Annotated in this window: 12 protein-coding genes; 5 read left to right on the top strand and 7 right to left on the bottom strand. The window is 52.2% G+C overall.

Annotation, left to right across the window (positions count from 1 at the left end; genetic code table 11):
* Positions 1-142: 142 nt before the first annotated feature.
* Positions 143-2,287, top strand: a complete 2,145-nt coding sequence (gene pta / locus GW591_RS01855) for a phosphate acetyltransferase (protein ID WP_191996187.1) — start codon at positions 143-145, stop codon at positions 2,285-2,287.
* Between the two features lie 94 nt (positions 2,288-2,381).
* Here pta and GW591_RS01850 read toward each other — a convergent pair whose 3' ends face one another.
* The 5 genes from GW591_RS01850 to GW591_RS01830 all read right to left on the bottom strand — a co-directional run bounded on the left by GW591_RS01850 (position 2,382) and on the right by GW591_RS01830 (position 6,556).
* Positions 2,382-3,335, bottom strand: a complete 954-nt coding sequence (locus GW591_RS01850; RefSeq protein WP_037036212.1) for a transketolase family protein — start codon at positions 3,333-3,335, stop codon at positions 2,382-2,384.
* Positions 3,328-4,161 (bottom strand): transketolase, encoded by an 834-nt coding sequence (locus GW591_RS01845; protein WP_013574577.1) that lies wholly within the window; start codon positions 4,159-4,161, stop codon positions 3,328-3,330. The genes GW591_RS01850 and GW591_RS01845 overlap by 8 nt, the downstream gene beginning before the upstream one ends.
* A gap of 104 nt (positions 4,162-4,265) precedes the next feature.
* Entirely contained in the window at positions 4,266-5,642 is a 1,377-nt protein-coding gene (locus GW591_RS01840; protein WP_013574576.1) for a PTS ascorbate transporter subunit IIC, read from the bottom strand.
* Between the two features lie 50 nt (positions 5,643-5,692).
* Positions 5,693-5,974: a PTS sugar transporter subunit IIB gene (locus GW591_RS01835; RefSeq protein WP_013574575.1), complete on the bottom strand. Its 282-nt coding sequence runs from the start codon at positions 5,972-5,974 to the stop codon at positions 5,693-5,695.
* 138 nt (positions 5,975-6,112) lie between these two features.
* Entirely contained in the window at positions 6,113-6,556 is a 444-nt protein-coding gene (locus GW591_RS01830; protein ID WP_013574574.1) for a PTS sugar transporter subunit IIA, read from the bottom strand.
* Positions 6,557-6,910: 354 nt separating this feature from the next.
* On the opposite strand from GW591_RS01830, the gene GW591_RS01825 reads away from it, so the two are divergent.
* Entirely contained in the window at positions 6,911-7,927 is a 1,017-nt protein-coding gene (locus GW591_RS01825; RefSeq protein ID WP_037036215.1) for a LacI family DNA-binding transcriptional regulator, read from the top strand.
* Between the two features lie 38 nt (positions 7,928-7,965).
* Here GW591_RS01825 and yfcD read toward each other — a convergent pair whose 3' ends face one another.
* On the bottom strand, positions 7,966-8,598 hold the full coding sequence (yfcD, locus tag GW591_RS01820; RefSeq protein ID WP_081925227.1) for an NUDIX hydrolase YfcD: 633 nt from the start codon (positions 8,596-8,598) through the stop codon (positions 7,966-7,968).
* 316 nt (positions 8,599-8,914) lie between these two features.
* Between yfcD and yfcG the strand changes: the two genes are divergently transcribed.
* Complete coding sequence (gene yfcG, locus GW591_RS01815) at positions 8,915-9,544, top strand: GSH-dependent disulfide bond oxidoreductase (protein WP_013574571.1); 630 nt, start codon at positions 8,915-8,917, stop codon at positions 9,542-9,544.
* Positions 9,545-9,686: 142 nt separating this feature from the next.
* The gene (locus GW591_RS01810; RefSeq protein WP_166860014.1) at positions 9,687-10,583 is read left to right on the top strand and encodes a TIGR01777 family oxidoreductase; all 897 of its coding nucleotides are present in this window, start codon (positions 9,687-9,689) and stop codon (positions 10,581-10,583) included.
* A gap of 654 nt (positions 10,584-11,237) precedes the next feature.
* On the opposite strand, the gene GW591_RS01805 is transcribed toward GW591_RS01810, so the two are convergent.
* Positions 11,238-12,833, bottom strand: a complete 1,596-nt coding sequence (locus tag GW591_RS01805; RefSeq protein WP_037036218.1) for an ABC transporter substrate-binding protein — start codon at positions 12,831-12,833, stop codon at positions 11,238-11,240.
* A 159-nt stretch (positions 12,834-12,992) separates the two neighbouring features.
* Here GW591_RS01805 and pepT point away from each other — a divergent pair, with 159 nt between their 5' ends.
* The gene (pepT, locus tag GW591_RS01800; RefSeq protein WP_153374931.1) at positions 12,993-14,225 is read left to right on the top strand and encodes a peptidase T; all 1,233 of its coding nucleotides are present in this window, start codon (positions 12,993-12,995) and stop codon (positions 14,223-14,225) included.
* Positions 14,226-14,258 lie beyond the last annotated feature (33 nt).

Raw genomic sequence — 14,258 nt, 5'->3', positions numbered from 1 at the left:
ACTTATAGGCAAACGCCGCCCGTTTGGACGCACCGCGCAGGATAATCATCGCGCTTATGCTGATCATTATCCCCTCTGCACAAACCTGCGAATGTCCCTGCCTGGCAACCGTTAAAGAGGTTTAGCCGTGTCCCGTACAATTATGTTGATCCCTACAGGCACCAGTGTCGGTCTGACCAGTGTCAGCCTGGGTGTGATCCGTGCCATGGAACAAAAAGGCGTCAGCCTGAGTATCTTCAAACCTATCGCCCAGCCGCGTACTGGCGGAGATGCTCCTGACCAAACCACGACCATTATTCGCGCTAACTCCACCGTGACTGCAGCCGAACCGCTGAAAATGAGCCACGTTGAAACCTTGCTGAGCTCAAACCAGCAAGACTTGCTGATGGAAGAAATCATCGCGCGTTATCACGAAAACACCAAAGATGCCGAAGTGGTGCTGGTTGAAGGTTTAGTGCCTACCCGCAAACACCAGTTCGCCAATGCGCTGAACTACGAAATTGCCAAAACCCTGAACGCAGAAATCGTCTTCGTTCTGGCGCTGGGTAATGATTCTCCTGCGCAGCTCAAAGAACGTATCGAACTGGCCCGTTCCAGCTTCGGTGGCAGCAAAAACAAAAATATCACCGGCGTAATCATTAACAAACTGAATGCACCGGTTGACGAGCAGGGGCGTACACGTCCTGACCTGTCTGAAATCTTTGATGATTCCACCAAAGCCAGCGTGGCAAATATCGACCCGACTCAGCTGTTCGCTAACAGCCCGCTGCCGGTTCTGGGCTGCATTCCGTGGAGCTTCGAGCTGATTGCCACCCGCGCAATCGACATGGCTAAGCACCTGAACGCACGTATCATCAACGAAGGCGACGTCAAAACCCGCCGCGTGAAATCCGTCACTTTCTGCGCACGCAGCATTCCGCATATGCTGGAGCATTTCCGTCCTGGCTCCCTGCTGGTGACCTCCGCTGACCGTCCTGACGTGCTGGTTTCAGCCTGTCTGGCAGCCATGAATGGCGTGGAAATCGGCGCTATCCTGCTGACCGGTGGCTACGAAATCGACGCCCGCATCAACAGCCTGTGCGAACGTGCATTCCAGACAGGCCTGCCAGTCTTCATGGTAGAAACCAACACCTGGCAGACTTCCCTGAGCCTGCAAAGCTTCAATCTGGAAGTGCCTGCAGATGACCATCAGCGCGTAGAGAAACTGCAACAGTACGTGGCTTCTCACATCAATGCTGACTGGATCAACTCCCTGAGCGCACATTCTGAACGCTCACGCCGTCTGTCACCTCCGGCATTCCGCTATCAGCTGACCGAACTGGCCCGTAAAGCCGGTAAACGTATCGTTCTGCCGGAAGGCGACGAGCCACGCACTGTGAAAGCGGCAGCGCTTTGTGCTGAACGTGGTATCGCGGAATGTGTTCTGTTGGGTAACCCTGACGAGATCAAACGCGTTGCAGCAGCTCAGGGCGTGACGCTGGGTAAAGGCATCGAAATCGTTGATCCGGTGGCTGTCCGTGAAGAATACGTGGCGCGTCTGGTTGAACTGCGTAAAAGCAAGGGTATGACCGAAGTGGTTGCGCGCGAACAACTGGAAGACAACGTGGTTCTCGGCACCCTGATGCTGGAACAAGGTAACGTTGACGGTCTGGTTTCCGGTGCTGTTCACACCACCGCAAACACCATCCGCCCGCCATTACAGTTGATCAAAACCGCGCCGGGCAGCTCACTGGTTTCCTCTGTGTTCTTCATGCTGCTGCCTGATCAGGTTCTGGTTTATGGCGACTGTGCGATCAATCCGGATCCTACTGCTGAACAGCTGTCTGAAATCGCGATCCAGTCTGCGGACTCCGCTGCAGCCTTCGGTATCGAACCCCGCGTTGCCATGATCTCCTACTCAACCGGTAACTCCGGCGCCGGTAGCGACGTTGAGAAAGTGCGTGAAGCGACCCGTCTGGCCCAGGAAAAACGTCCGGATCTCATCATCGATGGCCCGCTGCAATATGATGCTGCGATCATGGCTGATGTTGCACAATCTAAAGCGCCAAACTCGCCGGTTGCGGGTAAAGCGACCGTGTTCATCTTCCCTGACCTGAATACCGGTAACACCACGTACAAAGCGGTACAACGTTCTGCGGATCTGGTCTCTATCGGGCCGATGCTGCAGGGTATGCGTAAACCGGTTAATGACCTGTCGCGTGGCGCACTGGTTGACGATATCGTCTACACCATTGCACTGACTGCGATTCAGTCTGCTCAGGCAGAAGCAGCGGTTGCGGCCAAATAAGCCAAACCCTCTGAACGCAAGACGCCGGGCTTTTTGAGTCCGGCGTTTTTTTTGGTCTTTTTTGCGGATCGCTTCATGGCTGATCGATAAAGATTCAGAGCAGTGTTTTTGCTGCTTCCAGAATATGTTCAGCCGTCAGGCCATATTCCTGCTGTAAAAACTCCTGGGTGCCCACCTGTCCGTAACGCTCTTTGACACCAACCCGGCGCATCGGCACCGGCTGGTTTTCCACCAGCACTTCCGCCACCGCCGATCCCAGTCCGTTATGAATACTGTGGTTTTCACAGGTCACAATTTTGCCGGTTTTCGTGGCGTATTTGATGATGACATCTTTATCAATTGGCTTGAGGGTAAACATGTCGATGACTGCCGCACTGACCCCTTCGCGTTCCAGCATTTGCGCCGCTCTCAGCGCTTCCGCCACCATAATCCCGTTAGCAATCAGCGTCACGTCTGTGCCATCGCGCAGCACATTGGCCTTGCCGATGGTAAACGTCGAGCCTTCCTTGTAAACCTGCGTAGCCTGTTTGCGAATGGTACGCACCCAGTAGAAACCTTTTAAATCCATCAGTTGCAGCAAAATATTGCGGAACATCACGGCGTCGGTGACTTCCATCACCACCGAACTCGCCAGCCCGCGCACAATGCCCATATCTTCGAACGACATATGCGTGCCGCCGTTATGACAGGCGCTGACGCCCGCATCTGACGCAATGATTTTGACGTTATTCTTCTGGTAATCCAGAGACATAAACAGCTGATCGAAACAGCGGCGGCTGGCAAAGGCGGTAAAAGTATGCACAAACGGCACGCGACCGGTCAGCGATAGCCCGGCGGCAACACCGATGACATTCGCTTCCATGATGCCGCAGTTAATCACGTGATCTGGATGATCTTTATGAACGCCGTCCATCGCCATCGAGCTCATCAGATCGGCTTCCAGCGCGATAATCGGCGTATTCTCTACAATCTTTTCACGCACGGTATTGGCGTAAACTTTACGCATTTCTACTGCGTCTTTTTGCAATTCAAGAGAAACTTCAAACATGAGTGGCCTCCAGCTCAGCGATAGCATTTTCGATTTCCAGTTTCACATCCGGCGTTAAACGCAGGTGATGTGAGTTCGCCAGTTGCTCGAGATACTTCACGCCCTGCCCTTTGATGCTGTCGAGGATCACCACCAGAGGACGCTGCTCGGCGTGACGAACCGGCGTGACCGCCTCGCTGATAGCTACAATGTCATCGCCTTTAATGGTCTCTACATCAAACCCGAACGCACTGAATTTTCCGGCCAGATCGAATGGCTTAATCACTTCATCCAGCGTGCCATCGAGTTGCTGTTTGTTGTAATCGATGAACAGTGTCAGGTTATGCAGATTGTGGTGCGCAATAAACTGGAAGGCTTCCCAGCACTGGCCCTCGTTCAACTCACCGTCGCCAAGAATGCAGAAGACGCGGTTGCTGCGACCAGCCAGCTTATGCGAAAGTGCCATGCCCGCCGCAATGGAAACGCCTTGTCCCAGCGAGCCGGTGGTGGCATCCACGCCGGTGGTCCGCAGCCGGTCCGGATGGCTCGGCAGCTTTGTGCCATTCTGGTTGAGGGTGTGTAATTCGCTGACCGGGAAATAACCTTTCAGTGCCAGCGTGGCATACAACGCCGGACCAGCATGGCCTTTGGACAGCACGAAATAATCACGTTCCTGCCAGTCTGGTTTTTTCGGGTCGATGCGCATCACATCGCCATACAACACGGCCAGCGTTTCCACCACGGACATGCTGCCGCCATAGTGCCCGAATCCTAAACCGGTCAGCATTTTTAGCGTCTCGATACGGATATGGCGGGCCAGATCACGAACCTCCTGGACATCTTTCATCTTCATTGGTCCTTATTTTAATGAGCACTTATCCTGGCCTGTTATTTCTAACAGGCAGGACAGTGTTTCCCGGATGGAGTTAAAAAACGTAGTGGTGCAGGGAATTACTTTTCAGTGATTTCTTTCTCAGCCGCCGGTTTTTTGCCGAGATAGTTCCAGGCAACCAGTACCGCGAAGATACCGACAATCAGCGCCATGATGCCTTCCTTCGACATAAAGCGAGCCAGATTACCCAGCAGGATGCCGATAACGCCGAAGTCCGCATCAGAGAAGGTGGCATTCGCAAAGCCCAGCGCGCCCAGTACTGGCAACAGCAGAACCGGCAGGAAGGTAATCAGCACGCCGTTGGCAAACGCACCGATCATTGCCCCGCGACGCCCGCCGGTCGCATTACCGAACACACCTGCCGTCGCACCAGTGAAGAAGTGTGGCACCACGCCCGGCAGGATCAGCACCAGATGCATTTGCCCTAACAGGAACAGTCCCACCAGACCGCCAAGGAAGCTGAACAGGAAACCGATCAGCACCGCATTCGGCGCGTACGGATACACCACCGGACAATCCAGCGCCGGACGGGCATTAGGCACCAGTTTCTCGGAGAAGCCGACGAATGCCGGAACGATTTCCGCCAGGATCAGACGCACACCCTGCAAAATGATGAACACACCCGCCGCAAAGGTAATTGCCATGATGATGGCGTACACCAGGTAGTTCTGGCCTGCACTGTAGGTCGCCTCAACAAAGACCTGACCCGCGAACACCGCCATAATCAGATAAATAATAATCATGGTGAGTGAGATTGAGATGGAACTGTCGCGCAGGAAACTGAGGTTTTTCGGCAGATTCATTTCTTCCGTAGAACGTGAACCTTTGCCAACTTTACTGCCGATCCAGCCCGATAAGACGTAACCAATGGTGCCGAAATGACCAAATGCCACGTCGTCGCTGCCGGTAATTTTACGCATGTAACGTTGCGCCAGCGCCGGGAAGAACGCCATGATAAGGCCCAGCGTCAGGGAACCGGTGAACACCAGTGAAACACCTTCAAAACCGGCCACCGTCAGAATAACGCTGATCATACAGGCCATATAAAATGTGTGATGACCGGTCAGAAACACATATTTAAGACGGGTGAAACGGGCCACGATCAGGTTTGCCACCATACCAAACGCCATAATTAACGCTGTCGGTGCACCGAATTTCTCCAGCGCGATGGAAACAATCGCTTCGTTATTAGGAATAATACCCTGGATATTAAAGGCGTGTTCAAACATACCGCCTAAAGGATTTAATGAGCCAACTAATACTGTTGCACCACCGCCCAATACTAAAAAGCCAAGTATTGTTTTAACCGTGCCTTTCACCACATCAGAAAAGTTTTTCTTTTGTGCCACCAGACCGATTAATGCGATGAGCCCCACCAGTATGGAAGGCACTTTTAATATATCGACCACAAACTTGAGCGTTTCCTGGATAAACATATCCACCTCGTTTGTCTATTTGTTTTATTTGTAGGGTTATTCAGTGCCGGTCAGGACACTGGATGTTTTTCAAAGTGAGCAATCAGTTTTGTTTCTAGTTCATTAATATCAATGATGTTGGTAATCACCACTAACTGGTTTTCAGGAATGCTGGCACTGGCAGCGATGTCCTTTGCCATCACGAACAGGTCGGCTTCACCCGGAATGGCTGAGGACAAATCAGAGTGCTGAACATCTGCCTGAATATTGAGTTTCTTCAGGACTTTCTTGATGTTCATTTCAACCATAAAGCTGCTGCCTAAACCGGAACCACAAATCGCCATGATTTTCATATTATCCACTTGTCCTTTATCTGTTTTTTAAACGATTAAAATATGTAGAACCGTACTCCATCTGCACATGTTAATGCATATGAATGGTCAGAATACCCTTAGATTTAAGTCGCACTCCCTTTACAATATTAAGTCAAATTAATAGCGGGATATAACGTCCTGAATTTCTCTGATGGTTTTTGCCTGATGTATTTTCTGCATATCTTCTTCACTGGAAAATAATTCTGCCAGTTCAGAAATCAGTTCAATATGGCTGTGCTTATCTGCTGCCGATAACATCACCACGGTATACACCGGATCGTTATCCTCTGAATTAAACGCCACGCCGTGCGGCAGCGTCAGCAACGAGAGTCCCAACCCGTTCGCCCCTTCTTCTGGTCTGGCGTGTGGCATCGCAATGCCCGGCGCCAGAACAAAATACGGCCCCAGTTTTTCCCGTTGAGCAAAAATAGCCGTCAGGTAATCCGGGGTAATTGTCCCTTCTTTCAGCAGTGGCTCAGCGCTCACTTCCACTGCCTGCCGCCAGTCCGTGATATCCGTTCTGATCTGAATTCGTTCAGATGTCAGCCAATCATTCAGCATAGTGATGCTCCGTTTTTATTTTTAAAGATGGCCGGTCAAATTTCCCCCAGACCGCACCAACGATCCAGACTCTACTTCAGCGGTAGCGTTAACATCTGTGATACAGATCTCAAAGATAGCGCTACCAAACTTCTATCATTGAGATCTGTGATAGCGCTATCAAAAATAATCACACAGCGGTATCGCCGTCCCGTGGATCGCATAAATAACGGTATACTTTGTCGGGAAATTGCCGATAATTTACCGAATTCTGCCGTGGTTCCCGATTTACCGGTCCTGCTGCGGCCCGCTTTTTTCGCTATACCTGTGGGTATACATTTTGCGCAAGATGCGCAGTTAAGGTCAGGATCGTGAATGTCCATTAACAAGAAAAGACGCAGTACCGGAAGAGTGACGCTGGCTGATGTCGCGCAACTGGCGGGCGTGGGCAGCATGACTGTTTCCCGTGCGCTGCGCACACCCGAACAGGTCTCCGATAAGCTACGGGAGAAGATCGAAGAAGCGGTCAGTCAGCTGGGATATCTGCCCAACCAGGCCGCCAGTTCCCTGGCTTCCGCCTCCTCAAATACCATTGCGATGATTGTGCCGAGCCTTTCCGAAGCGGGCTGCGCCGAGATGTTTGCCGGGCTACAGAAAGTGCTGCAACCGGCCGGTTATCAGATCATGCTGGCGGAATCTCAACATCGTATTGAGCGGGAAGAAAAACTGCTGGAAACGTTGCTTTCCTACAATCTGGCGGCGGCGATTTTACTGTCCGTTGAACACTCCGCCAATGTACGTCAATGGCTGGATAACCTGACCATCCCGGTGCTGGAAATCGGTGCGCTGACCACTTCGCCAATCGACATGAATATCGGCATTGATTATGTCGAGGCGATGTTTCAGTTGACCCAGACGGTGGTGGCGAAGGGATATCAGAATATTGGCATGCTGTGTGCCAATCAGGAACAGTGGATTTTCCAGCAGCACCTTCAGGGTTGGCGTAAGGCCATGTTGAAAGCGCACATGTCCCCGCACCGGGTGATAAACGCCGCCGAGCCTGCCAGCTTTTCCACCGGCGCTCAGCAACTGCCGGAGTTCCTGCTTGCCTGGCCGGAAATTGACGCGCTGGTGTGTGTTTCCGACGATCTCGCCTGTGGCGCACTGTATGAATGCCAGCGCAGACGCATCAAAGTGCCAGATGAACTTGCCGTGGTCGGCTTCGGCAATGCCGATGTCAGTAAAGTATGCCAGCCGCCGCTGACCACTATTGCTATTCCGCATAAAGAAATCGGGGTGCGCGCCGCCCAGGCATTGCTGGCGAGGATTAATGACGAGGAATGGGAAGAAGTGACGATCGCTTCGTCGTTGTGCAAGCGGGAGAGTTGCTAAAAAGAGAACGGGCGATATGCGTTCGCCCGTGATGTGATTCAGATATCATCTTTCGCTGACGATTCTTCTTCATCGTTTTCTTTATTACCTGGAACAGACGCATCCGCCACAGGGGCTGCGGCTTCACGGGTCAGCGGCTTACCGTGTTCTTTCTCATTGTTTCGCGTCATCCACAGAGAAAGTGCTTTCAGGGAGTCCGGCGTAAATTCATCACAACGCGCAGTGATTTCTTCCGGTGTCATCCAGCGGACGGCATCAATTTCTTCTTCCTGCAGGGCAAACGGGCCATGGGATACACAGCTAAACAATGCCCCCCATACGCGACATTTGTTCTCTTCTTCAAAGTAGAACTGACCGTGCTCTGCAAACGGCACACCGGCAATACCCAGCTCTTCCTCGGCTTCACGGCGAGCTGAATCAAGTATATTTTCACCGCTTTGCACCACACCACCGGCCGTTGCATCGAGCCAGCCCGGATAGAAATCTTTGGTTTCAGTCCGACGCTGAACCAAAATATTCCCCATTCCATCATGAACCACAATATAGCTGGCACGATGACGCAGGACCTGAGCACGCATTTGTTGTCGGCTGGCCTGGGCAATGACCTCGTTGTCTTCGTTGACGATATCAACCCACTCATCCGTACTGATGTTTTGCTCTTGTTCTGACATCCGCTGGAACCTTCTCTTTTAAGCGCTGGTCTGTGCGCAATAAGTCTGTGCGCTGTGATTTTGCAACACGTCGATAATGTCCGGAGATTCTATCTGGGTCTGCTGGGTGGCTTCAATAGCTATGGATGCGTTGATGCAACCTAAAAGCTATGTTACCCCGCAAAGTTCGCCATCAGACAAGTCCGACATAGACTTCTAAACATCTGCATTATGATACCCTACTAAATCGGATAAGAAGCTTGTGATTACCCGTTCCACATTAGCGCATCCCGCCCCGCCATTCGCGGAGAGTGATTAAAACAACGCAGGAGGCAATATGATCGATCTTTATTACGCACCAACACCGAATGGCCATAAAGTTTCTCTTTTTCTTGAAGAGAGTGGCCTGCAATACCGGCTCCACCGTATTGATATCAGCGCAGGGGAGCAATTCAAACCTGAATTCCTCGCCATTTCACCCAACAACAAAATCCCGGCCATTGTCGACAGTCAGCCCGTTGACGGCGGCACACCGGTCAGTATTTTTGAGTCTGGCGCAATTTTGCAATATCTGGCAGAAAAAACCGGAAAATTTCTCAGCAAAGAGTTGCGTGAGCGCACAGTGACACTGGAATGGCTGACCTGGCAGGTTGCCGGATTTGGCCCGATGCTGGGTCAGAACCACCATTTTACGCATTATGCGCCGCAGCCGGTGCCTTACGCCATTGAGCGTTATTTACAGGAAACTCAGCGTCTGTATGGCGTGCTGAACCGCCAGTTAGAGAAAAATGCCTATATCGCCGGGGAGAATTACAGTATCGCCGACATGGCCACTTATCCGTGGGTCGCGGCTCATGAACGCCAGCGTATTGATCTGGCTGGATACCCTGCCGTACGCAACTGGTTCGAACGGGTTAAAAGCCGCCCGGCGACACAAAAAGCCTACGCGCTGGCGCAGGTTCAGTAAGCCCCTTCAGCCTGCCGGAGGCGTTCTGAATATCTCAGAATAAAAAACCCTTAACTGTGCTCCATATCGCGAGTTAATTGCGATGACTCATCTATGATTAAAGACAGTTCATCCGCGTATTCAGACAGTTAAGGATCCCGATATGAAGATCTTGATTACCGGCGCCACCGGCCTCATCGGAAGAAAATTGACCGAACGGCTTCTTGAGCAATCTCATCAGATCACCGCCCTGAGCCGTGCCCCTGAACGCGCGGCGAAAATACTCGGGTCGCAGGTTTCCGTCTGGGAAACGCTGGAAGGAAAAACCTCGCTCGACGGTTTCGATGCCGTAATTAACCTTGCCGGTGAACCCATTGCCGACAAACGCTGGACCAAAGAACACAAAGCGTTGTTATGCGAGAGCCGCTGGAAGCTGACAGAAAAGCTGGCAACGCTGATTAACGCCAGTGAAAAGCCCCCTGCCGTGTTTATCTCCGGTTCGGCGGTCGGCTATTACGGCGATCAGGGCCAGGCTCTGGTGCCTGAAGATGAGCCGCCTAACAAGCAGTTTACCTGGCAATTGTGTGCCCGCTGGGAAGCACTGGCGATGTCAGCACAAAGCGCGGCGACGCGTGTTTGTTTGCTGCGCACCGGCATCGTACTGGCTGAAAAAGGCGGTGCGCTGGCCAAAATAGTTCTGCCCTACCGCGCCGGTCTCGGTGGCCCGCTCGGTGATGGTCAGCAATACATGCCATGGATCCACATCAACGACATTATTGACGGGATTCTGTTCTTGCTGGAACACGAAACACTTTCCGGCCCGTTCAATATGGTGTCGCCGTATCCGGCGCGCAACGAGCAATTCAGTGCCCTGCTCGGCGAAGTATTGCACCGCCCGGCGTTTATGCGGGCACCCGCGCCTGTGGTGCGCTTGCTGATGGGCGAATCAGCTGTATTAGTGCTGGGTGGTCAGCGGGCAGTGCCGCGCCGGCTGGAAGCAGCAGGGTTTATTTTTAAGCATCAGGAGTTAAAGGAAACGCTGGAGGATTTGCTGGGATGAAGGGTCTTGCAGCCCTTCACCCTGCTCAACCAGATTGGGGTCTCATAGGTACAATGGCGCGGTACTGGCGCTTTTTAAAAACTGATCGGGGGGATGTTTCGGTTTCTCAATAACTGAGATTACTTAACTTTCTGCACCGAAACCGCCCAAAGGAGGAAAGTGCTTTTCCTCCTTTGGATTCCTCCTCGCTTTTTCAACAAGCGCTTCGCTCGCTGGCTATGTTTCAGCTATCACTGCGACAGGCTGGAAATCTTGCCGCTGCGCGGTGCCTTCTCTCGGTCCTGAAGCCTTGGTCTTCAGGCCGCTCCGTTCAGCAAGATTTCTGAATCGCCCGCACGTTCTTAAATTCAAAAACAGAGAGGTTTTATCTTTTAGAAATGTTGATTGGCGTGCTCAAAAATGGCACCGAATGAACGGTTCGAGACCTATGGCTCGAAGCCTGAAATGAGGGAATCGCGGAGCGATGACATTTTGCGCCACACTCAGAACGATCAGAACATGTCCTTCGTTCCAGCGACAGCGCGCAGTGAAAAAGCGAGGGGAGTGCAGAGGGGAAAAGCCTTTCCCCTCTGCTCGGTTTCGGCGAAATATCTCGTGTGAGAACTGTTATTGAGAAACCGAAACTTTCACAATTCAATTTCCCCCCCTCAGGTTCTACTCCTTCACATCCACCTGATAAAACACATGTTTCCCAAACGGGTCCACTTCATAACCGGTCACTTCTTTGCGTACCGGTTCGAAAATGGTCGAGTGGGCGATCATCACCGCCGGTGCCTGATCGTGCATCATCTGCTGGGCCTGCTCGTAAAGCGCCACACGTTTCGCATGATCGGTGGTTTCTTTCGCTTCGGTGATCAACTGGTCAAACGGCGCGTAACACCATTTCGCTGAGTTCGAACCGCCCTTCGCGGCATTACAGGTAAACAGCGGACCAAAGAAGTTATCCGGGTCACCGTTCGCCGTTGTCCAGCCCATCAGCGCTGCCATATGTTCGCCGTTACGGATACGGGTCTGGTATTCACCCCATTCGTAACTGACGATATGCGCTTTCACGCCAATTTTTGCCCAGTCCGCCTGGATCATTTCCGCCATACGCCGGGCGTTCGGGTTATACGGACGCTGTACCGGCATCGCCCATAAATCGATATCAAAACCGTTCGGCATCCCGGCTTCGGCCAGAAGAGCTTTGGCTTTCTCCGGTGAGTAATCGTAATCCACCAGTTTGTCGTTGTAACTCCAGACCCCCGTAGGCAGCAGCGTTTTCGCGACGGTTCCCGTACCGTGGAACACCGCTTCAATGATCTGTGGTTTGTTAATGGCCATGGTCAGCGCCTGACGCACTTTCACATTATCCAGCGGCGCTTTCTGCGTATTGAACGACAGGAAACCCGTGTTCAGGCCAGCCTTGCTCATCAGGTTGATGTCTTTATTGGCGCGCATACGATCCAGATCAGCCGGATTCGGGAACGGCATCACCTGGCATTCGTTTTTCTCGAGTTTGGCGAGGCGCATTGAGGCGTCAGGCGTAATGGTATACACCAGACGGTCAATTTTGGATTTGCCCTGCCAGTAATCCGGGAACGCTTTGTACAGCAGACGCGTATCTTTCTGGTACTGCACCAGCTCAAACGGCCCGGTCCCAATCGGATCCTGATCCAATTTTTCCGGTGTACCGGCTTTAAGCATCTGATCGGCATATTCCGCCGAGAGGATGGAAGCAAAATACCACGCCAGATCGGCCACGAACGGCGCTTCGGGACGTGTCAGGTTAAAGCGCACCGTGTAATCATCCACCTTATCAATGCTGCCGATAAGATCGCCCATTTTCAAGCTGTCGAAGTTAAGGTAAGTGCCGCCGGAAATTTTATGATAAGGGTTATTCTCGTCTTTCTGGCGCATGAACGAGAAGATCACGTCGTCAGCGTTGAAGTCGCGGGTGGGTTTGAACAACTTGCTGCTCTGGAATTTCACGCCTTTACGCAGGTGGAAGGTATAGGTTTTACCGTCTGCGCTGACCTCCCAGCTTTCCGCCAGACTCGGCACCAGTTCTGTAGTACCGATTTTGAAATCCACCAGACGGTTATAAATTGGCGCAGCGCTGGCATCCACGGAAGTGCCCGATGTATAAAGTTGCGGGTTGAATTGCTCAGGCGAGCCTTCGGAGCAGTAAACCAGCGTTTTAGCACAAACGCCGCTGGTGATAGTTAACGCCAGTAAACCTGTGCTTATTTTTAAGATGTTGTGTTTCATTCTTTTCCCTATTTTCCCTGTCCGGAGAGTGTTTAGATCTTCTTCATCGTGGAACCTAAAGCAAAAACAGATTAACATCTGGATAACACGTAGTAATACTTTGTTATATATGAAAATCTTATAACAGGGAACAATATTTGCGCACATTCAGAGGTTAAGATGTCGACAACAATCGCAACACAGCTTACCGAACGCTTCTACCGCTATCTCTCCGTGACATCACAAAGTGATGCCAGCGCGACGACCTTACCCAGCACGCCGGGCCAGCACGACATGGCGCGGTTGCTGGCTGAAGAACTGCATCAGCTGGGTCTGGAAAATATTCAGATCGATGAATATGCCACCGTGACGGCAGTCAAATCCGGCACCAAAAAAGGGGGGCCGCGTATCGGTTTTATCACGCATATCGATACCGTGGATGTCGGCCTGCGCCCGGATATTCATCCGCAGACATTGCGTTTTACCGGTGAGGATGTGTGTCTGAACAAGGCGCTGGATATCTGGCTGCGCCCTGCGGAACGCCCGGAAATCTTGCCTTACAAAGGTGAGGATATTATTTTCAGCGACGGCACCAGTGTGCTGGGTGCGGATAATAAAGCGGCAGTGACGGTGGTGATGACATTGCTGGAAAACCTGACGGCTGAGCAGGAATACGGCGATATCGTGGTGGCGTTTGTGCCTGACGAAGAAATTGGTCTGCGCGGTGCCAAGGCGTTGGATCTCGCCCGCTTTGATGTCGATTTTGCTTACACCATCGACTGCTGCGAACTCGGCGAAGTGGTGTATGAAAACTTCAATGCGGCAGCGGCAGAAATTACCTTCACCGGCGTGACAGCGCATCCGATGTCGGCCAAAGGCGTGCTGGTGAATCCGCTGCTGATGGCGCAGGATTTCATCAGTCATTTTGACCGCGCTGAAACCCCTGAAAACACTGAAGGCCGGGAAGGTTATATCTGGTTCAACGGCATGAGCGCTTCGCAGCAAGGCGCGGAACTGAAAGCTTCTATTCGCGATTTCGACAGCGCCAGTTTTGCCGCCCGTAAGCAGAAAATTCAGGATGTGGCGAAAGAGATAGCCGCGCAGTATCCGACCGCAAAAGTCTCAGTTGAGATCAGCGATACCTACAGCAATATCAGCAGCGCCATCGGCGAAGATCGCCGGGCGATCGACCTGATCTTTGCCGGCCTGAAAGAAATTGGCGTGGAGCCGAAAGTGATCCCGATGCGTGGCGGCACCGACGGCGCAGCATTATCGGCCAAAGGATTACTGACGCCGAACTACTTTACCGGCGCGCACAATTTCCACTCGAAGTTTGAGTTCCTGCCGGTGAATTCGTTTGTGAAGTCCTATGAACTGACCGTTCAGCTGTGCCTGCTGGCTGCGAAAGATTAATTCGACTCGCTTTTTATCTTGCTCCTCCCCCTG

The sequence above is a fragment of the Rahnella aceris genome (genome assembly GCF_011684115.1).
Classification (GTDB): domain Bacteria; phylum Pseudomonadota; class Gammaproteobacteria; order Enterobacterales; family Enterobacteriaceae; genus Rahnella; species Rahnella aceris.
The sequence above is the reverse complement of the archived record's forward strand: the minus strand, read 5'-3'. Positions and strand labels throughout refer to the sequence as shown.